General features: G+C 61.8%; 21 protein-coding genes. 9 read left to right on the forward strand and 12 right to left on the reverse strand.

Going from position 1 to position 24337, the window contains the following annotated elements:
* Positions 1-56 precede the first annotated feature (56 nt).
* From AC0Z35_RS21960 to AC0Z35_RS22005, 10 genes are all read right to left on the reverse strand, one after another.
* A complete protein-coding gene (locus tag AC0Z35_RS21960) occupies positions 57-935 on the reverse strand; it encodes an ABC transporter permease (RefSeq protein WP_314355917.1) in 879 nt (292 codons plus the stop codon).
* A gap of 14 nt (positions 936-949) precedes the next feature.
* Positions 950-1786: an ABC transporter ATP-binding protein gene (locus AC0Z35_RS21965; RefSeq protein ID WP_046806084.1), complete on the reverse strand. Its 837-nt coding sequence runs from the start codon at positions 1784-1786 to the stop codon at positions 950-952.
* 1 nt (position 1787) lies between these two features.
* Complete coding sequence (locus tag AC0Z35_RS21970) at positions 1788-2756, reverse strand: ABC transporter substrate-binding protein (RefSeq protein WP_255594223.1); 969 nt, start codon at positions 2754-2756, stop codon at positions 1788-1790.
* Positions 2757-2876: 120 nt separating this feature from the next.
* Positions 2877-3785: a TauD/TfdA dioxygenase family protein gene (locus AC0Z35_RS21975; protein ID WP_485132695.1), complete on the reverse strand. Its 909-nt coding sequence runs from the start codon at positions 3783-3785 to the stop codon at positions 2877-2879.
* A 187-nt stretch (positions 3786-3972) separates the two neighbouring features.
* The gene (locus AC0Z35_RS21980) at positions 3973-5172 is read right to left on the reverse strand and encodes a M20 aminoacylase family protein (protein WP_485132696.1); all 1200 of its coding nucleotides are present in this window, start codon (positions 5170-5172) and stop codon (positions 3973-3975) included.
* Between the two features lie 138 nt (positions 5173-5310).
* Positions 5311-6330, reverse strand: coding sequence for an ABC transporter ATP-binding protein (locus tag AC0Z35_RS21985; RefSeq protein WP_319307209.1), 1020 nt, complete (start codon positions 6328-6330; stop codon positions 5311-5313).
* Positions 6327-7337 (reverse strand): ABC transporter ATP-binding protein, encoded by a 1011-nt coding sequence (locus AC0Z35_RS21990; RefSeq protein ID WP_046806079.1) that lies wholly within the window; start codon positions 7335-7337, stop codon positions 6327-6329. The genes AC0Z35_RS21985 and AC0Z35_RS21990 overlap by 4 nt, the downstream gene beginning before the upstream one ends.
* Before the next feature lie 11 nt (positions 7338-7348).
* Positions 7349-8278 carry an ABC transporter permease gene (locus AC0Z35_RS21995; RefSeq protein WP_046806078.1) on the reverse strand — a complete coding sequence of 310 codons (930 nt, stop codon included), beginning with the start codon at positions 8276-8278 and terminating at the stop codon, positions 7349-7351.
* Positions 8275-9249, reverse strand: a complete 975-nt coding sequence (locus AC0Z35_RS22000; RefSeq protein ID WP_046806077.1) for an ABC transporter permease — start codon at positions 9247-9249, stop codon at positions 8275-8277. Before AC0Z35_RS22000 ends, AC0Z35_RS21995 begins: the two co-directional genes overlap by 4 nt.
* A gap of 22 nt (positions 9250-9271) precedes the next feature.
* Positions 9272-10858: an ABC transporter substrate-binding protein gene (locus tag AC0Z35_RS22005; RefSeq protein WP_485132697.1), complete on the reverse strand. Its 1587-nt coding sequence runs from the start codon at positions 10856-10858 to the stop codon at positions 9272-9274.
* 115 nt (positions 10859-10973) lie between these two features.
* Here AC0Z35_RS22005 and mnmE point away from each other — a divergent pair, with 115 nt between their 5' ends.
* Together mnmE and AC0Z35_RS22015 are read left to right on the forward strand one after the other, a co-directional pair.
* Positions 10974-12326 carry a tRNA uridine-5-carboxymethylaminomethyl(34) synthesis GTPase MnmE gene (gene mnmE, locus AC0Z35_RS22010; protein WP_314355921.1) on the forward strand — a complete coding sequence of 451 codons (1353 nt, stop codon included), beginning with the start codon at positions 10974-10976 and terminating at the stop codon, positions 12324-12326.
* A 368-nt stretch (positions 12327-12694) separates the two neighbouring features.
* Positions 12695-12889, forward strand: coding sequence for a hypothetical protein (locus tag AC0Z35_RS22015; protein ID WP_485132698.1), 195 nt, complete (start codon positions 12695-12697; stop codon positions 12887-12889).
* A gap of 122 nt (positions 12890-13011) precedes the next feature.
* Here AC0Z35_RS22015 and AC0Z35_RS22020 read toward each other — a convergent pair whose 3' ends face one another.
* Positions 13012-14406, reverse strand: coding sequence for a ClcB-like voltage-gated chloride channel protein (locus AC0Z35_RS22020; protein WP_485132699.1), 1395 nt, complete (start codon positions 14404-14406; stop codon positions 13012-13014).
* Positions 14407-14895: 489 nt separating this feature from the next.
* Between AC0Z35_RS22020 and AC0Z35_RS22025 the strand changes: the two genes are divergently transcribed.
* The 5 genes from AC0Z35_RS22025 (at position 14896) to AC0Z35_RS22045 (ending at position 20255) form a co-directional block, all read left to right on the forward strand.
* Positions 14896-15573 (forward strand): response regulator, encoded by a 678-nt coding sequence (locus tag AC0Z35_RS22025; RefSeq protein ID WP_046806072.1) that lies wholly within the window; start codon positions 14896-14898, stop codon positions 15571-15573.
* On the forward strand, positions 15563-17059 hold the full coding sequence (locus AC0Z35_RS22030) for a sensor histidine kinase (RefSeq protein WP_485132700.1): 1497 nt from the start codon (positions 15563-15565) through the stop codon (positions 17057-17059). The genes AC0Z35_RS22025 and AC0Z35_RS22030 overlap by 11 nt, the downstream gene beginning before the upstream one ends.
* A 169-nt stretch (positions 17060-17228) precedes the next feature.
* A complete protein-coding gene (locus AC0Z35_RS22035) occupies positions 17229-18176 on the forward strand; it encodes a Bug family tripartite tricarboxylate transporter substrate binding protein (RefSeq protein ID WP_370512721.1) in 948 nt (315 codons plus the stop codon).
* A 118-nt stretch (positions 18177-18294) separates the two neighbouring features.
* Positions 18295-18732: a tripartite tricarboxylate transporter TctB family protein gene (locus AC0Z35_RS22040; RefSeq protein WP_120157347.1), complete on the forward strand. Its 438-nt coding sequence runs from the start codon at positions 18295-18297 to the stop codon at positions 18730-18732.
* Positions 18729-20255 (forward strand): tripartite tricarboxylate transporter permease, encoded by a 1527-nt coding sequence (locus AC0Z35_RS22045; protein ID WP_485132701.1) that lies wholly within the window; start codon positions 18729-18731, stop codon positions 20253-20255. The genes AC0Z35_RS22040 and AC0Z35_RS22045 overlap by 4 nt, the downstream gene beginning before the upstream one ends.
* 99 nt (positions 20256-20354) lie before the next feature.
* On the opposite strand, the gene AC0Z35_RS22050 is transcribed toward AC0Z35_RS22045, so the two are convergent.
* Positions 20355-21521 carry a pyridoxal phosphate-dependent aminotransferase gene (locus tag AC0Z35_RS22050; RefSeq protein ID WP_485132702.1) on the reverse strand — a complete coding sequence of 389 codons (1167 nt, stop codon included), beginning with the start codon at positions 21519-21521 and terminating at the stop codon, positions 20355-20357.
* A gap of 122 nt (positions 21522-21643) precedes the next feature.
* Between AC0Z35_RS22050 and AC0Z35_RS22055 the strand changes: the two genes are divergently transcribed.
* Together AC0Z35_RS22055 and AC0Z35_RS22060 are read left to right on the forward strand one after the other, a co-directional pair.
* The gene (locus AC0Z35_RS22055) at positions 21644-22669 is read left to right on the forward strand and encodes an AbrB family transcriptional regulator (protein WP_485132703.1); all 1026 of its coding nucleotides are present in this window, start codon (positions 21644-21646) and stop codon (positions 22667-22669) included.
* 246 nt (positions 22670-22915) lie between these two features.
* Positions 22916-23122 (forward strand): cold-shock protein, encoded by a 207-nt coding sequence (locus AC0Z35_RS22060; protein ID WP_046806066.1) that lies wholly within the window; start codon positions 22916-22918, stop codon positions 23120-23122.
* Positions 23123-24337 lie beyond the last annotated feature (1215 nt).

Below are 24337 nucleotides of genomic sequence, written 5' to 3' on the forward strand. Positions count from 1 at the left end.
TGCCATCCCGTGGCACGAGAAAAAAGGGCGGTTCCACATGGAATCGCCCTTTTTATTTAACGCTGCATGCCCCAGCGCCGCACCGTCAAACGCTCCAACGTGTCGAACGCCAGGTTTTCCACAAGCAGGCCGATAACCACCACCGCGGCCAGCCCGGCGAACACGCGATCTGTGTATAACTCGTTGCGGTTCTGAAAGATGTACCAGCCCAGGCCGCCCTTGCCGCTGGACGCGCCAAAGACCAGTTCCGCAGCAATCAACGTGCGCCATGCGAATGCCCAGCCAATCTTCAGCCCGGCCAGGATCGCCGGCAGCGCGGCCGGCACCAGAATCTGCAACACATAGCGCAGCCCCGTCAGCCCGTAATTGCGGCCTGCCATGCGCAGCGTTTCGGATACGCCCAGAAAGCCCGCATACATGTTCAGCGCCAACGCCCACAGCACGGAATGGATCAGCACGAACACCAGGCTGCCTTCTCCCAGGCCGAACCACAGCAGCGCCAGGGGCAGCAGGGCAATAGCCGGCAGCGGGTTGAACATGGCCGTCAAGGTGGAAAGCAGATCGCGGCCAAAGCGCGTCGACACGGCCAGCGTGGTCAGCACGAAGGCCAGCACCACGCCCGCCAGATAACCCTGCACCAAGACGCGCAACGACTGGCCGGCGCGCGCCAATAGCTCGCCGTTGGCAATGCCCTGGGCGAACGCCTGCGCGGTCTGCCACGCGCCGGGCAGCAGCAGGTCGTTATCGGTATAGCGCGCCGCCAGCTCCCACACGCAGGCCAGCAACACCAGGATGAACGTTTTGCGCAAGGCGGCGTGCTGCCACAGCCGCTCTTGCCAGGGCAGGGGCGTCTGGGCGGTCTGCGCGGGCAAGGGCGGCAGGTCGTATTCCACCTCGGCGCGGATCGGGGGCGTGGCGGCGTGTAGCGTATTCATCGGTCGCCCCAGCCTTAAGCCGCCGCGCGCTCGGCCACCGCAGGGGAAGCCGCCGGCGATTCGAACAACAGGTCGTGGATGCGGCGCGCGGCAGCCTGAAAGCCGGCGGAGCCCTGCGTCTGCAAGCCATAGGCGTGCGCATTCAGTTCCGCCCGCACCCGACCCGGATGGGGTGACAGCAACAGCACCCGGCTCCCCAATACCAGCGCCTCTTCGATCGAATGCGTGACGAACAGCAAGGTAAAGCGCACGTCATCCCATAGCGCCATCAGTTCTTCCTGCATGCGTCGACGCGTCAGGGCGTCCAGCGCGGCAAAGGGCTCGTCCATCAGCAGTACTCGCGGTTGCATGGCCAACGCCCGTGCAATCGCCACTCGTTGCTTCATGCCGCCCGACAGCGTGTGCGGATAGGCGTCGGCAAACGCGGCCAGACCCACCTTGTCCAGATAGTGCATGGCGCGTTCATCCGCTTCGCGCCGCCCCAGCCTGCGCGACGCCACCAGCGGAAACGCCACGTTCTGACGCAAGGTTTTCCAAGGTGGCAACTGATCGAATTCCTGGAAGACGACAATGCGGTCGGGCCCGGGCCCCGTTACGGCCTGCCCATCAATCGCGATGCGGCCGTCCGTGGGTGGGATGAAGCCGGCCACGGCCTTGAGCAGCGTCGATTTGCCGCAACCCGACGGCCCCAACAGAATGAATCGATCCGCTGCATGCACGTCAAAACTGACCTCGTGCGTGGCGCGCACGCGCCTTTCACGCGTCTTATATTCGATCGTCACCTTATCCACAGCCAGCAAGGGCGACGCTTTTTGAACGTTATCCACAGGGCCGGGCGCGATCGATGACATGTCAGCTTCCTTGCGCGGTCACCGCGTCGTCGAAGAAGTAGTCACGCCAGCTGGCCGGCGCGTTCTTGATGGCGCCCACCTGATGCATGAATTGCGCCAGCGCGTACGTGTTCTGCGGTTCCAGCTTGAATTGCACGTCCGGGTTCTTGATGACCTTGATCAAGAACTCGCGGTCCTGTTTGGCGCCGGTCACGCGCAAATACGTGTCGGCGGCCTTCTCGGGATTGGCGGCGGCGAACGCGGCCGCTTCTTTCAATGCCGCCTGGAACGCCTTGTACGTCTTGGGGTTGTCGCGGCGGAATTTCTCGGTGGCGAACAACACGGTGGACGAACTGGGCCCGCCCAGCACGTCATAGGAATTGAGCACGATGCGCGCGTTGGGATTTTCGGCCAGCTCTTGCTCCTGGAAGGGCGGGTTGCCGAAATGCCCGGTGATTTCGGTGCCGCCCGCAATGATGGCGGCGGCGGCATCCGGGTGCGGCAACGCCACCGAAATCTTGTCCAGCTTGTTGAATTGCGCGTCGCCCCAGAGCTTGGCCGACGCCAGCTGCAATACCCGCGACTGCACCGATACGCCCACCGCGGGCACCGCGATGCGGTCCTTGTCGGTGAAGTCGGCAATGGTTTTCACATTGGGGTTGTTGGTGACCAGGTAATAGGGAAAATTGCCCAGCGACGCCACGCCCTTCACGTTCTGCTTGCCGCGCGTGCGGTCCCAAATCGTCAGCAGCGGTCCCACGCCTGCGCCCGCGATATCCACCGCCCCGGACAACAGCGCGTCGTTCACGGCCGAGCCGCCCGACAGCTTTGCCCATTCAACCGAGATATCCACACCTTCGGCCTTGCCGTGCTTTTCGATCAGTTGCTGGTCGCGCGCCACATTCAGCAGCAGGTACACGATGCCGTATTGTTCCGCGATGCGGATGCGCCCTTCGGCCATGGCCGGCGTGGGCGAGGCCAGCGCCAACATCGCCAAGACCAACGCCAGACCCGCGCCGGTAGCGGTTTGGATCAGACGATCCCGAAGTGCAGATGACATGCGCATGGTGTTCCCTGTGGATAAGTGCTTTGTGTCGGCGCCGGCGCGTTTTCAGAACGGCACATCGCCTTCGATGGTCGTGCGGTACAGCTTTCGGCGCAGGTGGTCCGGCGTGCCGCCCGCCAGATGGATCAGCGAGCGGTTGTCCCAGAACACCAGATCGTGCGGCTGCCAACGGTGGCGATAGATGTGTTCGGGGCGCACGCTATGCGCGAACAGTTCCGCCAGCAACGCCCGGCTTTCGTCTTCGGGCAGTCCGACGATGCGCGTCGTGAATCCTTCGCTGACGAACAACGCGCGACGGCCGTTTTCGGGATGCGTGCGCACGACCGGATGCACCACCTCTTGCACCTGCGCAATCTGTTGCGCGCTGAGGTTAGGCCGCCAGTTGCCTTCTTTTTGCAGCTGCCCGTACTGCGCCAGGTACGAGTGCACGGCCCGCTTGCCGACGATGGCATTGCGCAACGCCGCGGGCAGCGTGTCATACGCCAGGTGCATGTTTGCGAACAAGGTATCGCCGCCTTCGGAGGGCAGTTCCTGCGCGTGCAGCAACGAGCCCAGGCTGGGCAATTCCTTGTACGAAATATCCGAATGCCAGTACTTGCCCGCATCGCCCAGGCCGATGGGCTTGCCGTCTTCCACGATGTTGGACACGGTAAGGATTTCGGGATGGCCAGGCAGATGAAACTGATGCAGCACATGGATCATCAGCGGACCAAAGCGGCGGCTGAAATCGATATGCTGTTGCGGCGTGATGCGTTGGTCGCGGAACACCAACAGGTGGTGGTCCAGATGCGCCCGATGCACGCGAGAGAAGTCCGCCGTGGTCAGCGCCTGAGACAGATCCAGGCCAATGAGCTCCGCGCCGACGGGGCCGGACAGGGGCTTGATATCAAATGACTGCGCCCGAAGGGCGGGGGCGGCGTCTACTTCGCGCCGCAGGGCGTTGCTCTGGGACATCGATCGCTCCGTGTTGCCTTGCGGCCTATCTGGAACGATCGATTATGGAAACCTCGCCTTGTATCTCAAACGAAGTTATCGGCGTTTGATCAAAGCTGCACGTCATATAGAAAAAGCCGCGAGACAAAGGCTCGCGGCTTCATGCCTATCGCGTATTAGCAAATAGCCGATCGGTTATTGGCGGGCGTTACGCAGCCAGCAAATAGGCCTCGACCAGCTTCACCCAATACGTGGCGCCCACCGGCAACAAGGCGTCGTTGAAGTCATAGTTCGGGTTGTGCAGCTGGCACGGACCCATGCCGTGATAGCTTTCCATGCGGTGATCGCCATCGCCATTGCCCAGGAACAGGTACGCGCCGGGGATCGCTTCCAGGAAGAAAGAAAAATCTTCCGCGCCCATGAAAGGCGGCATGTCGCGCAACACGTTTTCCGCGCCGAACGCGTCTTCAGCCACCTTGGCCGCAAAGGCCGTTTCGTTTTCCCAGTTCACCAGCGGCGGATAGGCGCGCACGAAATCCAGCTCGCCCGTGCCGCCATAAACCTGCGGCAAGGTCGTGGCGATGCGGCGCATGTCGGCCTCGATCTTATCCAGCGTTTCCACCGAATACGTGCGCACGGTGCCGCGCAGCACGGCCTCTCCGGGAATCACGTTGTAGGCATCGCCCGCGTGAATCTGCGTGATCGACAGCACGGCCTGTTCCAAGGGGTTCTTGCTGCGCGAGATCACCGTCTGCAAGGCGTGCACCATGTCGGCCGCCACGATGATGGGGTCGACCGACGCATGCGGTTGCGCGGCGTGGCCCCCCACGCCCTTGATGACGATGTCCCACCGGTTGCTGGAGGCCATCGTGGGGCCGGCCCGAAAGCCAAACTGGTTGACCGGCATGCCCGGCATGTTGTGGATGCCGAATACCGCGTCGCACGGAAACTTGTCGAACAGCCCGTCCTGCATCATGGCGCGCGCGCCGGCGTTGCCGCCTTCTTCGGCCGGCTGAAAAATGAACACGACGGTGCCGTCGAAATTGCGATGGGTGGACAGGTATTGCGCCGCACCCAGCAGCATGGCGGTATGCCCGTCATGGCCACAGCCGTGCATGCGGCCGCTGATGGTGGACTTGTGCGCAAAGCGGTTGTGCTCGGGCATGGGCAGCGCGTCCATGTCGGCGCGCAAGCCGATCGTCTTCTTGCCGCTGCCGCCGCGCAACACGCCGACCACACCGGTCTTGCCTAGGCCCGTATGCACTTCCAGGCCCCATGCGCGCAAGCGTTCCGCTACCAGATTGGACGTGCGCGTCTCTTGGAAGGCCAGTTCGGGATGGGCGTGGATGTCCCGTCGCAAGGCAGTCAACTCGCCGTGCGCGCGTTCGATTTCGTCTATGGTTTTCATGGCGTTGGAATTAGGAATTAGGAGATTCAGATACGGCTTTCAATCGCTCAATCGCGGGCGTGCGATGCAAACACGCGTTTTCATTGAAGGATTCTCGCGCTTCGCCTCGTTCGCGTCCAGTACGGCCATGCATGTGGGCTAGGCCATATCGTTCAAGTGGCAGGCGCTGTACTGGCGCGGCGATATCTCGCGCAACAGGGGGCGCTCTTCTTTGCAGCGCGGCATCGCATGCGGGCAACGCGGATGAAACGCGCAACCGCTGGGCGGATCCAGGGGCGACGGCAGCTCGCCCTTGATCGGCTGATATGTGCGCCGCCCGGGCGTCAACGTCGGCAGCTCCTTCAACAGAGCCTGCGTGTACGGATGATTGGCGCGTTGAAAAACGGTGTCGGTCGGGGCAAGCTCGACCACGCGGCCCAGATACATGATGGCCACGCGGTCCGAGATATGACTCACGACGCTCAGGTTGTGGCTGATGAACAGATACGTCAGGTCCAGGTCGTCGCGCAGCTGTTCAAACAGGTTCAGCACCTGTGCCTGGATGGACACGTCCAGCGCCGCGACGGCTTCGTCGCACACGATCACGGATGGCTTTAAAGCCAGCGCCCGCGCAATCCCGATACGCTGGCGCTGCCCGCCTGAAAACTGATGCGGATAGCGTTGCGCGAAGGACGGGTCCAAGCCCACCTGCCGCATCAACCCCGCCACGTAGTCGGCCTTGTCGCGGGACCGAATCAAGCCGTGCGCAACGGGCGCCTCGCCGATGATCTCGCGCACGCGCATGCGCGGGTTAAGCGATGCGTAGGGGTCTTGGAAAATCATCTGCACGCCAAGCTCGTAGGCGCGCCGCTGTGTGCCCGTCATGGACTTTACGGCTTTGCCCTGATAGTGCACGTCGCCGGAAGTGGGCGGCAAAATGCCGGACACGACACGGCCCAGCGTGGATTTCCCGCAGCCCGACTCCCCCACAATGCCGATGACTTCACCCGGCTGCACGTCCAGGTCCACGCCGGCCACGGCATGCACCACTTGCGTCTTCAAGCCCGCGCCCAGCAGGTTGGCGATGCGGCCGGCCAGGTCCACGGGCTGCACAAAGCGCAGCGCCACGTCGCGCAGGGACAGGATGGGGGTGGCGGCGTCGCGTTGTGCTTCGCTCATTTGGGGTCTGGGTCTCCGGCATGCCAGCAGCGCACCCATTGCGCCGGGCGAACTTCAACGGGCTGCGGTTCGATCAGACAGGCGTCGGTAGCGCGCGGACAGCGCCCCCGGAACGCACAGCCTTGCGGCAGGTTCAACAGCGAGGGGGTCATGCCAGGAATCGGCACCAACGGCTTGCCACGCGATTCCGGCGTGGGGATGGATGCGATCAAGCCATGCGTGTACGGATGCATGGGATGCGTGATGACGTCGTGCGTGCTGCCCGTTTCCACGACGCGCCCCGCGTACATGACGGACACGCGGTCCGCCAGGCCGGCCACCACCGCCAGGTCGTGCGTAATCCAGATCAGGCCGGTGCCGGTCTCGCGGCACAGCTTCTGCACTTCAAAAAGAATCTGCCCCTGAATGGTGACGTCCAGCGCGGTAGTGGGCTCGTCGGCAATGATCAGGCGCGGGGAATTAAGCAGCGCGATGGCGATCGCGACACGCTGGCGCATGCCGCCCGACAACTGATGCGGATAGGCGCGCAGGCGCTCTTGCGGCGACGGAATGCCCACCATCGTCAGCGTCTGCAAGGCCCGCGCGCGCGCCTGCTCGCGCGACACGTTGTGATGCGCGCGCACGGCCTCGATCATTTGCGTATCCACGCGCAGAACAGGGTTCAGCGTCATCATCGGGTCTTGGAAGATCATCGCGATCTCTTCGCCGCGCAGTTGACGCCAGCGCGCGGGCGTCGCGCCGCGCAGATCTTCCCCATTCAGGCGCAGGTGACCTTCAACGATGCGGCCGGGCTCATCCAGCAGGCCCATCAACGAGAAGCCCGTGATGCTCTTGCCCGATCCCGATTCGCCGACCAGCCCCAGGATCTCACCTTCAGCCAAGGTCAGGTCCACGCCGTCAACGGCTTTCACCACGCCATTGCGCGTGAAGAAATGCGTTTTAAGTCCCTGGACCTCAAGTACAGGCCGGGCCACGGCCAGGGGCGATTGCACGGCGTTTGTCTGCATCGCGTTCGCCCTTAATTTGCGTGACGCGGGTTAAGCACGTCGCGCAGGTGGTCGCCCACCAGGTTGATGGCGATGATGGCCAGCGCCAGCGCGATGCCGGGAAAAAACGATATCCAGTACTGGCCGGACAACAGGTATTCAAAGCCGTTATAGATCAGCATGCCCAACGACGGCTCGGTTACCGGCACGCCCACGCCCAGGAACGACAACGTGGCTTCCAGCGCGATGGCGTGCGCCAGGTCGATGGTGGCGATGACGATCAGGGGAGGCATGCAGTTGGGCAGCACATGGCGAAACAGCACGCGGCCCCACGACAAGGACATGCAGCGCGCCGCTTCCACATATTCCTTGCCGCGTTCCACCAGCGCCGCGCCGCGCGCGGCGCGCGCGAAGTACGCCCACTGCACAACAATCAGCGCAATGATCACCTTATCCACACCCTTGCCCAGAATCGCCAACAGCATCAGCGCAACGAGGATGGCGGGGAAGGACAACTGGATATCCACAATCCGCATGAGCAACGCATCGATGCGGCCGCCAAAATAGGCGGCGATCAGGCCCACCGTGGCACCGATGCCAAACGCTGCCAGCACCGAGATCGTGGCCACCATCAAGCTGGTGCGCATGCCGTACAGGATGGCCGACAGCAAGTCTCGCGCTTGGCCATCCGTGCCCAGCCAGTGATGCATGGACCCGTCACTGCTTTCGCTGCCGGGCTTGAGCTTGGAATCCATGATGTCCAGCGATGCCAGGTCGTACGGGTTCTGCGGCGCGATCCACGGCGCCAACACCGCCGCGCCGACGATGACCAGCAACATCACCAGGCCCAGGGTGGCAAGCTTGCTGGCGAAAAAATCAGAGACGAAGCGGCGCCAGGGCGTTTGTTCTTTTTTGGCAGCGATGGGCACGGCGGGGCTGGCGGGGCTGACGGGACTATTCATCGGCGGCTATCCAAGCGTACGCGCGGGTCCAGCACCGTGTAGATGATGTCCACCACCAGGTTCAACATGACCAGAAAGAACACGATCAAGAGCAGGTAGGCCACGACCACGGGGCGGTCCAGGTTGATGATGGAATCGATCAGCAGCTTGCCCATGCCGGGCCACGAAAAGACCGTTTCGGTGACCACGGCAAACGCCATCACCTGGCCAAATTCCAGGCCTGCGACGGTCACGACGGGGATCAGGATGTTCTTTAACAGATGCACGCCCAGCACGCGTTTTTCCGACAGGCCCTTGGCGCGCGCGAACTTGATGTAGTCCATCGGCAGCGCTTCGCGCGTGGCGGCCCGCGTCACCCGGATGATCATGGCGCACTTGGCGATGGCGATCGTTGCGGCGGGCAGCGCCAGGCTCATCCACCCGCTTAAGGTCAACACGCTGAGCTGCAACGAGCCGATGCTGACGGTCTTGCCGCGCCCACCGGCGGGCACCCACCCCAGCATCACGGCGAACACCATGATGAGCATCAGGCCGACCCAGAAGTTGGGCAAGGAAAAGCCCAGCACCGACCCCGTCATGATGGCGCGCGAGCCGGGCGCTTGCGGCTTCAAGCCCGCCAGGATGCCCAGCGGCACGCCGATCAGCACGGACAGCAGCATGGCCACACAGGCCAGTTCCACGGTGGCCGGCATGCGCTCAAGGATGAGGTGCATGGCGGGCTCGCCCGTCAGGAAGCTGTTGCCGAAATCGCCGCGCACCGCCTGGCCCATGAAGATCAGATATTGCCGCCACAGCGGCAGATCCAAACCCAGCGATGCGCTGATGGCGGCGCGCTGCGCCTCGGTGGCTTCCGGGCTGGCCAGCATCGAGACCGGATCGCCCACCATGTAGATGCCCGCAAAGACCAACGCCGACATGACCAGCATGACGACGATGGTTTGCAGCAGTCTTCTTACGATTGTTGCCAGCACTGGAGACCGCCCGCGTTGCGCGTTACTTCTTCAGGGTTGCGAACTGCGCAAGCGTGACCTGGTCGGGGCGGCCCTGGTAGCGGATGTCGCCCTTCATCGCCCATACCGACAGTTCAAAGTGCACCGGCAGCATGGCGTAATCGTCCATGGCCATGTTGCTGGCCTTGGACAGCAACTCGGCGCGCTTGGCATCATCCATGGTGGAAGACGCTTCCTTGACCAGTTCGTCCATCTTGGGATTGGAATAGCGGCTGCGGTTGGTCGTGCCCAGACCCGCTTCCGGGTTGCGCGTGACCAGCAAGGACGTCAGCGCGTTGGACATTTCACCGCTGGTCACGGACCACCCTGCCAGATAGGCCGAGAACTGATAGCTGTCGCGATTCTTGAAGAACACCGGCGGCGCCATCGCGTCCACGCTGGTCTTCACGCCGATGCGCGTCCACATCGATGCGATGGCTTGCGCCACCTTCGAATCGTTGACGTAGCGGCCCGACGGCGACCCCAGCGTGATCGAAAAGCCGTTGGGATAACCGGCTTCCTTAAGCAGGGCCTTGGCCTTTTCCACATCGGCCTTGGGTGCCTTCGAATGCTCTTTGCTGGAGCCGAACATGGGGTAGGGCAGCAGGTTGCCGGCGGGCAGCGCCACGCCCCCCATCACGCGTTCCACCAGGGCATCGCGATTGATGGCCAGCGACAGCGCTTCACGCACGCGCTTGTCCTTCATGGGGTTCTTGTCGGTGCCCTGGATGCCGGGTGACGGCTCGGCGTACTGGTCCAGCGCCACGTACACGACGCGCACCGACGGCGTCTCTTCCACAAAGAGCTTTTTGTCCGCCTTGAGCTTGGGCAGATCGTCGGTGGGGGGGTCCTCGATCATGTCGACGTCGCCGGCAAGCAATGCGGCCACGCGCGCGGCGGCATTGCTGATCGGGCGATACACCACACGGTCCCACTCGGGGTTCTTGCCCCAGTAATTCTCATTGCGCGCCAGCACGAATTCAGCGCCGCGTTTCCATGACACGAACTTGTACGGACCCGTGCCCACCAGGCCATCGCCGCTATTCAATTCGGTGGTGGTCTTGCCTTCAGCCGCCGGGCCCGACGCGGCCTTTTTCGACATGATGGGCAACTGCGCAAGGTTCACCAGCAGGTTGGGCGCGACTTCCTTTGTGGTGATGCGTACGGTCATGGGATCGACCGCTTCGGTCTTCGCCACCGAGCCAAGATACAGCGTGAAGGGCGAGGGGCTGTTGGGTACTTTGGGGACTCGGTCGTAGGTAAATACGACGTCTTCCGCGGTGAACGGCGTGCCGTCCGAAAACTTGACGTTGGGGCGCAGCTTGAACGTCCAAACCTTGCCGTCAACCGTCCACGATTCGGCCAACGCGGCCTTCGGTTTCAACTGGGCGTCGGTAGCAACCAGGGTGTCGAAGATGGTTTGGGAGATTTGCGTGTTGGGCGTCAACGCGTGATACTGCGGATCCATCGATGAGGGCTCGGTCTTCAAAGCGATCACCAGATCGCGAGCCATAGCGGAACTGAATGTGCCAAAGGCCAACATCACCGCGGCCGAGCCGCAGGCCAAGACACGCGAAAACCGAGATGCCATCGTGATCTCCCAGAGTTGTTTCGGGTTTTGAACCTCGGGGCCACATTAACCAGCAAACAAGGAGCCGCGCAACAGTTATATTCCCCTATTGTTCTCGCTTCCCCGCCTCTCAGATATGTCCGCTTACGCCCCTATTGCCGCCATTGCCACCGCCCCCGGAAGAGGTGGCATCGGCGTCGTGCGCGTTTCTGGTGCGGACCTGTCCGAATTGGTGCGGCGCATTTTCCAACGCGAACTCACGCCGCGCCACGCGCACTATCTGCCGTTCAAATCCATCGACGGCGAACTGCTGGACGAAGGCATCGCCCTCTACTTTCGCGCACCGCATTCCTATACCGGTGAAGACGTGCTTGAGCTGCAAGGCCACGGTGGCCCCGCCGTGTTGCGGCGCGTGCTGGAAAGCTGCCTGGCGGCCGGGCGCGACCTGGGCGTGCGCCTGGCCGAACCCGGTGAATTCACGCGTCGCGCCTTTCTGAACGACCGCATGGATCTGGCGCAGGCCGAAGCCGTGGCGGACCTGATCGATGCGTCTTCCGTGGCGGCCGCGCGAGGCGCCATGGCGTCGTTGTCCGGCGAATTTTCATCGCGCGTGAACGACCTGTCCGACCGCATCATTCACCTGCGCATGCTGGTCGAGGCGACGCTGGATTTCCCTGAAGAAGAAATCGACTTCCTTGAAAAGTATCAGGCGCGCCCCACCTTGGACGCGCTGACGGCGGACCTGTCCAAACTGATCGCGCAAGCCCGCCAGGGCGTCATCCTGCGCGAGGGCCTGCATGTGGTGCTGGCCGGCCAGCCCAACGTCGGTAAATCAAGCCTGCTCAACGCGCTGGCAGGCGACGACATCGCCATCGTCACCCCCATTGCGGGCACGACACGCGACAAAGTGGTGCAGGAAATCCATATCGACGGCGTGCCATTGCACATTGTGGACACGGCCGGATTGCGCGAAACCGAGGACACGGTTGAGAGCATCGGCATCGCGCGCACCTGGCAGGAAATCGAACGGGCTGACGTTATTTTGCATCTGCAGGATGCAACGCAGCCGGGCGATGAACTGGACGCGCAGATCACCGCGCGCCTGCCGCCCCGTACCCCGGTGTTGAAGGTGTTCAACAAGGTGGACCTGTTATCCACAGCGTTCACGCCGGGCGCGGGTGAACTGGGTATCTCAGCCAAGCGCGGGGCCGGCCTGGACGCGCTGCGCGCCGAACTCTTGAACATCGCAGGCTGGAACCCCGGCGCCGAATCACCCTGGCTGGCGCGCGAACGTCACCTGCACGCCTTGCAACAGGCGGCTGAACATTTGGAATTGGCCGGCGAACACGCGGGTCAGGACGACCGGGTGCTGGACCTGTTTGCGGAAGAGCTGCGGCTGGCGCATGAAAGCCTGACCAGCATCACCGGAAAATTCACCAGCGATGATTTGCTGGGCGAGATTTTCTCCAGCTTTTGCATCGGTAAGTAGCCGGACAAGGGCCTGATTTGAAAGGCCATATAGCAGATAGCTTTCGCGATCTGCTCATCAATGCGCGTCCCTACGCCTCGTCAAGAACAGGATCTATCTCACGCGCTTATCGGACTGTTCTTATTTACCGGGTCTGGCAGTTGCTTCTAAAAGTGGTCATCGCTAATTGACGCCATCGACGACTACCAAAGTGGGTCGTCCCCAAGAGCACGCCATGCCCTCACCATCTGACCTGCCCACAGCCACCATCCGGCGGTTACTCCAAGCCCGCGCCGCTGCCGCCGCGACAAAGCCGCTGGCAAGAGACCCTGCAACCATACCGGGACTGGTATGCAGGGTTACGACGCCGGCTGGCGACGCCCTATGGGATGTTCAAGGCTCCCCTCACCATCCCGCTCTGGCTGGGCTGGCTGCTCATCAACGCATTTCCGGACAGCGTCGAGGCCTTCATCCAGTACAACGTGCCGTACACGCTGTTCCCCAAGGAAATCGATAAGTTGTGCGGCTTCGGTGAGAAGCGCAAGCCGGTGATCCGCGTAAACGGAGAACGCATTGATCCATGAAGTGCTGCCGGGCGTATGACAGACAAGGAAATCTGAGGTCCGACTGAACAAACTGAGCTTTTGCTCACGTTATCCATTCAGCTTTCTTTTCAATACCCCTTGCTAAATTTCACCTTTCGGCGTCACCTTTCGACGTCAGTTTTCGCCGCTACTTTCCACACCGCACGCTGCGCGCGCTCGTTGTTCGCCAGTGATTTCGCATACACCGATTCCGGCCGTATCCGATGTGCAATGACGTACCCCGTAATGCAGGCCAACATCAGCGGCAGCATCACTTCATAGCTCAGCGTCATCTCAAAAATCATCAGCGTCGACATCAGCGGCGCGTACGTGGTGGCGGCCAGCAACGCCCCCATGCCGACAACGGCATAGCTGGAAATTGCCGACACATCACCCGCCGGCAACAGCGCTTGCAAGCCGCTCGCATACAGCGCACCCAAGGCCGCTCCCACAAACAGCGTCGGCGTGAACACGCCGCCGACCGCGCCCGACCCCACGCTGGCGCCCGTGGCCACTATCTTCATCAGCAAGATGGCCGCCACGGCCTGCCAGGCCCATTGCGTATGCAGCATGCTGTTGACCACGCTGTAACCATTGCCCCAGACCTGGGGGTTGACGACCGATAAGGCACCGACCACCAGTCCGCCCAATGCCATCCGGAGCCAGAGCGGGAAGGGCAGCCGCGAAAACGCGGCTCGCGATAGATCCAAAAATCGCAGGAATTGAGGCGCGACCAGGCCAGCGGCCACGCCCAGGCCCAGGTAATTGATCACTTCCCACCCCGACACAAATTCAAAATGCGGCATATGGAAGACGGCGTCGTAGTGCAGGATCTGGCGCGTGACGATGTTGGCCACCACCGACGACACCACAAGCGGCACCAGCGTGGCGGACGAAATCACGCCAAAGACGATCTCGGATATGAACAAGGCGCCCGCAATGGGCGCGTTATAGGCGGACGTGATGCCTGCCGTGGCCCCACAGGCGACCAATAGCCGCAGATGGCGGGGCGGCAGCAGCAGGAATCGGCCGGTCAGCGATGAAAACATGGCGGCCAGCTGGACCATCGGGCCTTCGCGCCCGATCGACGCCCCGGAGCCGATTGAAAAAATGGACGACAGGCTGCGCGCGAGTGTCTGGCGCAGGCCAATGACGCCGCGGCCAATGGAAATGGCTTCCATATAGTCGGCTGCGCCCCGCTTTGGCAGCCACCGGGCAGCCATTTGCAGGACGAGACCGGCGACGGCGCCCCCCGCAGCGGGCAGCAGGAACCGTTGCCAGGGGTCCAGCCCCCGCGCCAGCGACACCATGCCGCGCGGAACCTCTTCGCCGCCCAGCAACATTTGCGTCCAGCCCAGCAGTTCGCGAAACACCACGGTTGCCAGGGCGCCGAACAGCCCCATCAGCGCCGCCGCACACAAGGTGGCGGGCAGATTGTCGGCCACCAAGCGGGCCCTTAACCGGTAAACCAAGCCGTGTTTCGCCCTGGATTTCATGATGCTTTTTTCTATAGCCATCGCCGGATTTTACGGCGGAAGCTGCTCACTTTTTGTTCAGTCCCCTGTCAAGAAAGCGCCGGCGCGCCCCCTCGAATGCCCGGTCGCCCAAGTGCCTCAAAAGGCGATTTTGACCCCCTGCAAGGGCGAAAAACCCGGTAGGCAACGGCCGGTTTTTCGGGGTAAAAGTGCCGCTTTCCATCCTATTTCCCATGGCCGACCCTGTGGATAACTCCTAAGTAGCCAGGTTGTGCACATTGTGTGGAGGCAAGTTGAACAAGGTGGTGTTTTTGGGGGTGGCCGAAATGTTGTCCAACTTCAACTTTTTTCCCACACAGAGTTCTTGCACAGGCAAAAACCGCTGCAAGCTGATGAAAAGAATGAGGTTTTCAAGGTTAAGGTAGTTATCCACAGGCCTTATTAATCATTAGTCTTTATATAAAGAGAAATAAAGGAAAAGCCAAACATGCTTTCCCATTCCGCCCAGCCACTCCCCCCCGGACTCCGTCCATGCGCATCCTTCTGATAGAAGACGAAGCCGAACTTGCTCGCTGGCTTTCAAGAAGCCTGGCCCGACACGCAGGCTTTGTCGTCGAATGGGCTGACGACGGATTGGTCGCCGAAAGACGGTTGGCTATCGAAGAATTCGATGCGGTCGTCCTGGATCTGGGACTTCCCGGTATGGACGGCCATGCCTTGCTGGCAAAAATTCGCGCGCGAGACGATCGAACGCCGGTGTTGGTCTTGACCGCGCGCGATTCCTTGGCCGAAAAAATTGGAACGCTGCATCTGGGTGCAGACGATTTCCTGCCGAAACCGTTTGTTGTGGAAGAGTTGGAAGCGCGTTTGATCGCACTGATTCGGCGCAGCCGGGGACGCGAACACCCGCGTCTGTCTCTGGGAAACCTGGTTTTTGAGACTGCTGCTCAAAAATTCATGGTCTCGGGACAGACTTTGCAGTTATCCCCACGTGAACATGCCGTACTTCGGGTGTTGATTCAGAAAAGTGGCGAACCCATCAACAAGCAGCAAATTCTTGACCGCATCGTCACGGACGATGCGGACATCAACCTGGAAGCCATCGAAGTGCTGGTACACCGCCTGCGCAAGAAATTGGCGGATACCGGTGTGCAGATCGTGACCATGCGCGGCATGGGCTACTGCCTGGAGAACCTTGTTGACAACTAGAAATCCGAGAAAAGCGGGTTTTTTCGCGGGAAAAAAACGTAATCGCACCCTGAAAACGCAGTTGCTCTGGTGGCTTATCCCCACGTTGGTCCTGGTGATGATGGGCGCGCTGTGGCTGTCGAACCATCAATTGCGCAACCAGGTCGACATTGCCTATGACCGATCGCTGGCTGGAGCGCTTCGCGCGATCGACCACAACATATCCACAGCCAGCGGTGGATTAGCCATGGAACAGCCTTACCTGATGCTTGAATTTTTTGAGCTGACGGCCAATGGCAGCGTTTTCTATCGCGTGGCAACCGAAGACGGGCTGGCCGAAATCGGGCATCCCGGCTTGCCGTTGCCCGAGCAGCCGCTGGAATCGGGCGAACCGCGTTTTTTTTACGCGACCTACCAGGGCGCCCCCGTGCGCGTCGCCGCGCTGGCCCGGCCGATGGATCCGCCCCTGTATGCAAACAAAGGGGGACGGGTAATCGTGCAGGTGGCCGAGGGGCTGGAAAGCCGCCAGGCGTTCATGCACCAGGTGCTGTTGCGCTCGGTGGAACGGGACCTGGCCGTGATTCTGATCAGCGTTCTGGTCATCGTCCTGGGGGTTTTCATGGCGCTGCGCCCCTTGGTCCGACTAAGGCAGGAGGTGGAAGGGCGTTCTGGAGACGATCTAAGCCCCGTCAGCGCATCCGAGATGCCGGGTGAGGTCCTGCCCTTGGTTTCGGCTGTAAACCTCCACATGGCCCGTTTTGCGGCCCAGGCGAGGGTGCAGAGCCAGTTCCTTGACGACGCCTCGCACCAATTGCGCACGCCCTTGTCCGTTTTGCGTACCCAAACCGCCTATGCCCTGCGCGAAACAGACCCCCAGGAGGTCCGTACAGCCCTTCTGGCGATGCAGGAGGGCCTGGACAGGGCCGTGCGCACCACCAACCAAATGCTCGCCCTGGCGCGCGCTAAGGACGCTTCGGTGGCCGAAGGGGGATTTACCGCAGAACCGGTGGATCTGGTCGAGCTGGCCGACGCCGTCATCCGAAGCCTGCTGCCCGCCGCGCGAGCGCGCCAGCTGGACATCGGCCTGGAAGCGGAAAGTCGGCCGGTATGCGTCAGCGGCGCGGAGTGGCTGCTGCGCGAGGCCATCACGAACCTGGTCGATAACGCCATCCGCTATGCGCGGCCGGCCGGCGAGGTCACCGTGACGGTGCACGTGGAGGGGAGCCAAGCGCGTCTGGCCGTCGAGGACGACGGCCCGGGGATGTCCGCGGACGACATCGCGCGGGCGTGCGTGCGCTTTCGCCGGGGTGCGGCAGGCAAGAACACGTCCGGGGCCGGCCTGGGCCTGGCCATTGTGGGCACCATTGCCGGAATACTGGGCGCCACCCTCGTGCTGGAAAACCGCACGCCCTTGCCGGGCTTGCGTGCGGCCCTGGTGTTTTCCCTGGCGCCCGCCCGCAACCGCGACCCCGATGCTGCGCCGCGTCACGAAATCGCGCGAAATTGAAAGGCTTTGGAAAGCTTCGATTTTGTACGGTAGGGTTCGCTGGGCCCATGCAGGCAAGGCATCGCCAGCCTGGCGGCATCAGCCATACCTAGACCTATAAAACCTGGAGAAGAGACACATGCAGACCAGCCTGAAGCTGCGCCTGGCCGCCGTAGCCGCACTTGGCGCGATGACCCTTTCCTTGGGCGCCGCCCACGCCGCCGACGAGCCGCGCCGCCCCGAATGCATCGCACCGGCGCAGCCGGGCGGCGGCTTTGACCTGACCTGCCGCCTGGCGACCGAGGGCTTGAAGCAAAGCGGCGCGATCAAGAACACGATGCGTATCGTCTACATGCCGGGCGGCATCGGCGCGGTGGCCTACAACAACATCGTGGCGCAGCACCCCAATGAACCCGGCACCATCGTCGCGTTCTCGGGTGGTTCGCTGCTAAACCTGGCGCAGGGCAAGTTTGGCAAGTACAACGTGGACGACGTGCGCTGGCTGGCGGCCATCGGCACCGACTACGGCGTGGCTGTGGTGCGCAACGATTCTCCGTATACGGACCTGAAAAGCCTGATGGACGCGTTCAAGCAGGATCCCACCAAGATCGTGCTGGGCGCCGGCGGCACGGTGGGCAGCCAGGACTGGATGAAGGCGGCGTTGACCGCCAAGGCGGCGGGCGTGGACTTCAAGAAGATGCGCTTCGTCGCATTCGAAGGCGGCGGCGAAGCGGTCACCGCGCTGCGTGGCGGGCATATCCAGGCGTACATGGGCGATGCGGCCGAAGCGTTCACCATGCTGGAAGGCGGCGCACCGATCCGCGTGCTGGCCGTGTTCAACGACCAGCGCCTGCCCGGCAAGTTGGGCACGGTGCCCACGGCCAAGGAACAGGGCTACGACATCGTCTGGCCCATCATCCGGGGCTTCTACGTGGGTCCGAAGGTGTCCGACAGCGACTATCAGTTCTGGGTCGACGCGTTCAACAAGGCGACTGCCTCGCCTGAGTTTGACAAGCTGCGCCAGCAACAGGGCCTGTTCCCCTTCAACAAGACCGGGCCCGACCTGGATGCCTACGTCAAGAGCCAGGTCAAGGTCTATGGCGAACTGGCGGATTCGTTCGGCCTGATCAAGAAGTAAGCCGGCCGCAAGGCCTTCCCACCGATCGCGCCTTGCCGGCGCCCCCGCACCGCCGAGTTTGTCGGTGGCGCGCGGGGGCGGCTGCGTCCGCGCATTCATTCACAACGGAAAGTGGATCATGAACGATCGAATCCTGGGCATCGGCGCACTGGCGCTGGCCGCCTTCATGACATCTGCCGGATGGGGCATCGAAGCCCCATTCGCCTACGAACCTGTCGGCCCGCGCGCCTTTCCCCTGTTGGTGGCGGCCATGATCGGCCTGTGTGGCCTCTGGCTGGTCTACAAGGGTGGCCACCCCGTTGAATCAAACCCGCCGGGCGCCAACGGGCGCATCGCGCTGATGATGGCGTTTACGGTCGCCTACGCGTTCCTGTTTCAGTGGCTGGGATTCATCGTTGCGACCACCCTGATGACGGTCTTCGTCGGCCGCCTGTTTGCCGGCAGCTGGATCAAATGCGCCATCGGCGGCATCGTCATGAGCCTTCTCTTTTTTGTGTTGTTCGACAAAGTGCTGGACGTCGTCCTGCCGGGCGGCTTGCTGGAGACCCTGCTATGACCAGCATTCTTGATCATCTTTCGATCGGATTCGGCGTTGCGTTTTCGCTGACCAACATTTTGGTTGCCATGATCGGTTCGTTCATCGGCACCTTGGTGGGCGTGCTGCCCGGCCTGGGGCCCGTCAACGGCGTGGCGATGCTGATTCCCATCGCGTTCGCGATGAACCTGCCGCCGGAAACCGCGTTGATCCTCTTGGCCGCGGTGTACGTGGGTGCGGAGTATGGCGGCCGTATCACGGCAATTTTGCTGAACGTACCGGGCGAGGCAAGCGCCATCATGACGACGCTTGATGGTTACCCGCTGGCGCGACAAGGCATGGCCAACGTGGCGTTGTCGCTATCGGCATGGTCGGCGTTTTTCGGCGCCATCGTGTCGGTGGTGGGCATCATCCTGCTGGCGCCGTTGTTGGCCAAATGGGCGTTGGCGTTCGGGCCGGCCGAGTACTTCGTGCTGATGATCTTCGCCTTCTGTTGCCTGACCAGCTTGCTGGGAAAACAGCCGGTCAAAGGCGTGCTGGCGGCGATGATCGGTCTGTCGATTTCGGTGGTCGGCGTGGATGCGAACTCGGGCGTATATCGCTACACGTTTGAATCGGTGCACTTGGCCGACGGTATTGATTTCGTGGTGGTGGTTATTGCGTTGTTCGCGGTCAGCGAGATGCTGGAAATGTTGGAAAAGGTGATGGCCGGGCATAGCGTCGAGGTCACGCCCAGCGGGCGCAAGCTTTTCAATCTGAAAGAGCTGGCGTTTACGTGGTGGAGCGTGGTGCGCAGTGCACTGGTGGGCTTCGGCGTGGGGGTGTTGCCGGGGGCGGGCGCAAGCGTGGCCGCGGCGGTCGCGTATTCGCAAGAAAAACGCATCATCGAAGCCAAGGACCCCGATGCCAAGTTCGGCAAGGGCGACATGCGCGGCCTGGTCGCGCCGGAGGCGGCCGCCACCGCATCGGCGATCGGTTCTTTTGTGCCGATGCTGACGCTGGGCGTGCCCGGGTCGGGCACGACGGCGGTCATGATGGGGGCGCTGACGCTCTACAACATCACGCCGGGGCCGGTGCTGTTCGATACCAAGCCCGAACTCGTGTGGGGCCTGATTGCGTCGTTGTTCGTGGCAAACGTGCTGCTCTTCGTCATGAACGTGCCGCTGGTGCGCCTGTTCTCGAAGGTACTGTCGGTGCCGGGGTGGCTGATGGTGCCGGGCATTCTGTGCATCAGCTATATCGGCGTCTATGCCATCAACGCCGGCACGTTCGACCTGCTGCTGGTGGCGGGCATCGGCGCGCTGGGATACTTCCTGCGCAAGTTTGGCGTGCCGATGGCGCCGCTGGTGCTGGGCGTCGTGCTGGGCAACATGATGGAACAGAACCTGCGCCGTGCCTTGTCGATGACCGATGGCGATGTGCGAGTGTTGTTCGCCAGTCCAGTGTCGATGTCGATGTGGGCGGCGGCGGTTGCGGTCGTCGTAGTTCCGCAGGTTCTTCGCCGCGTGCGGCGTGCGCGAAAAGCGGCGGAGAATGCGGCTTGACGTAGGCAACAGGGGCGCTTTTAAGCGCCCCTGTTGTTTGATTTATGAATATGAGTAATCGCTCATATTCCGGTGCTTTGTTTTTGGTTTGGCCTCTGGCTAGACTTGCGCCAATCGTTCCAAGGCGGCGTCCAAGGTCGCGTCTTTCTTTGCAAAGCAGAAACGGACGATATGGTGGTTGGATTCCGCCGCGTCGGGTTGGCGATAGAAAGCCGAAACGGGAATCACGGTCACGCCGTGGTTGACGGTCAGGTCGCGGGCGAAGTCGGCTTCGTTCTGCTTGGAAATCTGGCTGTAGTCCGCCAGCAAAAAGAACGTGCCCGGGCTGGGCAACGGCCGGAAACGCGTCTTGGCCAGGCCTTCCGACAAACGATCGCGCTTGGCCTGGTAGAACGCCGGCAGATCCAGATAAGGCTTGGGATTACGCATGAACTCGGCCAGCGCGAACTGCATCGGCGAGGGCACCGTGAACACCATGAATTGATGCACCTTGCGCAGTTCGGCGCTAAGTTGGCGCGGCGCGCAGCAGTAGCCGATTTTCCAGCCGGTGGTGTGATAAGTCTTGCCGAAAGAAGAAATCACGAATGCGTGTTCGGCCAGCAACGGACGACGCGCAACGCTGGCGTGCGGCTTGCCGTCAAACACGATGTGTTCGTAGACCTCGTCTGACACCAGCAAAACGCCGGTGTCCCGAACGATGGCTTCCAGCGCATCCAGGTCGCTGTCATCGAGCACGGCGCCCGTGGGGTTGTGCGGAAAGTTCAGCATCAACAGGCGCGTCTTGGACGTGATGGCGTCACGCACGCGCTGCCAATCGATGCGGTAGTAGGGGTCGGCTTCGGTGGGCGCGCGCAGCGGCACCGGTACCGCGGTGCCGCCGGCCAGACGGATCGCGGGCAGGTACGAGTCATAGCAGGGCTCGATGACCACCACTTCGTCGCCGCTGCCGACGGCGGCCAGCACGGTGGCCATCAGGGCTTCGGTGGCGCCGCTGGTCACCGTGATTTCGGTTTCCGGGTCGTAGGCGTGGCCATACAGGGCCTGGGTCTTTGCCGCGATGGCTTCGCGCAAGGGCGCCACGCCGGGCATGTACGGATACTGGTTATGCCCGTTCGCCATGGCCTGCGTGACCAGCGCGCACAGCGCTGGGTCGGGATCAAAGTCGGGAAAGCCCTGACCCAGGTTGATGGCCTTGTGCTCGATGGCCAGGCGGCTCATGACGGTGAAGATGGTGGTGCCAACGTCGGGAAGTTTGGATCGGATCATGGTGGATGCGAGGGAATGCGCGATGGGCGAAGAGAGTTTTCGTAAGTATCCCACTAACTCATAATTCGTTTTTTTCGCAATGAGCGAAAGCGATAAACGTGGATGGGATCGTGCGGCGGAACATGTTGTTGAGGGTGGCGGGGGGATTGTCGATTGCGTCGGTGGGCGCGCTGTTGGCGGTGTGGGTGCAACTGCCCTTGCCTTGGATGCTGGGCGCCTTGCTGGCGACGGCTGCAACGCGCATTGCTGGCGTGGGAACCGCCTGCCCGCGCGCGGCGCGCAATGGGGGCCAGTGGGTGATCGGCACGTCGCTGGGTTTGTATTTCACGCCGCAGGTGGTGGAACACATCGGCAGCAACGCCGGCCCCATCATCGTCGGCATGGTGTTCGCCCTGGGGCTGGCGTTCATGGGTACCGCGATGCTTCGCCGCTATACGGATGCCGACTTCAAGACTGCCTGGTTTGCATCGGCCATCGGCGGGGCGAGCGAAATGGCCAGCCTGGCGGAACGCCACGGCGCGCGCATTGACCGCGTTGCCACAGCCCATAGCGTGCGCGTCCTGCTGGTGGTGATAACGGTGCCGTTTATTTTCCAGTGGTGGGGCGTGGCCGGCCTGGATCCGACGGTGCCTGGACCCCAGAGGGTGCACGCCTCGGGCCTGGCCGCATTGGTGCTGCTGACGTGCTTGGGCGGGCTGGCATTCATGAAGCTGCGCTTGCCAAATCCGTGGGTGCTCGGGCCCATGCTGGTGGCAATGCTGTTAACCGTTTTCGGCATTGAACTGTCCGCGCTGCCCGACTACGTGCCTAAGGCGGGGCAGCTGCTGATCGGCTGGTCGCTAGGAGACCGTTACCGCCCGGATTTCTTTCGCGCGGCGCCGCGTTTTATTGCGGTGGTGGGCGCCTTCACGCTGGGCGCCCTGGTGCTGGCTTTTGGTTTGGGCGCACTGCTGTCGTATTGGTCGGCCGCCCCGGCCCCGACGCTGATATTGGGGACGACGCCGGGGGGCATTGCTGAAATGGCCATCACGGCCAAGGTGCTGCAACTAGGCGTGCCGGTGGTCACCGCGTTTCACGTTACGCGCATGGTTTTTGTCGTGACTGTGACGGGGCCGATTTACGCCGTTCTTGCGCGGCGGCAAGCCTAATTCCGCAGTGCGGGCCTTGGGCCGAGTCTGAAAAATGCGACATTGGGGTAAACAACAATATGAGTCGCCGATGCCGGATGAGTATGCTGATTCCGCAGTTGATTCAAGCAGCGCGCGGACTCGTTCTGTTGCTTGGCGACGAGCGAGAACACAGCGGCAACGCAGGGTTTTATACCGGTCGTTCAGTTCTCACGGCGTCCCCCTTGATTCATTGCATTTCAAGTTAATTACAGGACGCTAGAGAAAATGGCTCAGAAGGGCAAAGTTAAGTGGTTCAACGCTGACAAGGGTTATGGCTTCATCACCCCGGATGTTGGCGGAACCGAAGTTTTCGCACACTTTTCCGCCATCCAGGGCCGCGGCTATCGCAGCCTGAACGAAGGCCAGGAAGTCGAATTCGAAGTTAAGGATGGTCCGAAAGGACCTCAAGCGGCCGAAATTCGCCCGCTCTAAATCGGGAAATCCCTTTTCCCGTCTGCCAGGTCCAAACCTGGCTACAACGCCCCAAGATCTCCGGATCTGGGGCGTTGTTTCATTTGTGCGGCCTTATGGTCAGCAACGCCTGTGGGCCAGCGACAGCTTAATGTTAGTGTCCACTAACATGTTCTCAAACCTTGGATAACTCTGTGGATAATTATTTTTGAGCATCGAGGTTTGGGTGCTCATTAATGAAGCACCGTGCTCGGCATATACGGGGTTTTGCACAGATTTTTGGCTTTTACCATTTACTCGATGGCGCCGGCCAAGCAAGGCTCAAATGGCGGCCTGCCATGTCCTCGTACCAGAAGAAAACCAGCATTTCCCCAGGGAAAACGGGCGCTTGGCGGCACTTTTCAATGGGGCCGTCTTTCGGATGGGGCCGCCGTCGGTGAGGGGTTTAGCGGCCGTTTAGACCGGCCTTTTTTTCATTTCGGCGCGGTTGTTCACAAAGATATCCCCATCCCGGTTATGCACAGATTCTTGCCCGAAAGCCGCCGAAATAGCCTGCTCAGCCTGTGGATAGAATTGGGGATAGGAACGCGGGCCGGCCCGTTTTGGCATCGCGTCCAGCCCGCCAGATTGTGCTTTCGCTGTTCGCTGCGGGACTTTTCTGCCCAGGCCGCGTCAATCGCGAAACAGGTTCTCTCCAAGTGCGGAGGAACTCTGCGAAGCCGGCCCAGCGAGTTTTCCACAGGGGGTTCACATGAAACCGCCGCCTCTCCTCCAAATGGATGATGGCGCACGTCGTTTCCGCCGGGCAAGATACTTGTGCAATCAATAATTGCTGCGCCCGTGCTTGCGGAAAATACGCGTGACAAAAACGGTAAGTCCGCACAAGTTTGTGGATAAACCGTGCGCGAGTTTTCGTCGCAATTTGACTTGCCGCTGCGGATCTAGTTCCCGGCAATGGCGATCGCTTCAAATTAATAGTTGGCAGGACTTGTGGGTGGTATTGCGTGCGGATTGGCATCTTATCCACAAAGTTGTCCACGTGAAAAATAGCGTTCGCTTGGGTTTGGCTGAATGCCAGATTACTCGCGCGTCTGACGGGGAATTCCTCTTATTTGAAGCGGGTTCTCCTATGAACCACGCTCTAGTAATGTAAATGCCAATGCTGATGTTGCCGTCGCGGAGGGGCTGGTTTGAATCACGGTAAGGCCCGGTGGTTGTCGTCGGCCCAACAAGTTA

The organism is Achromobacter sp. 1L-A-4-B-C2 (genome assembly GCF_057291955.1).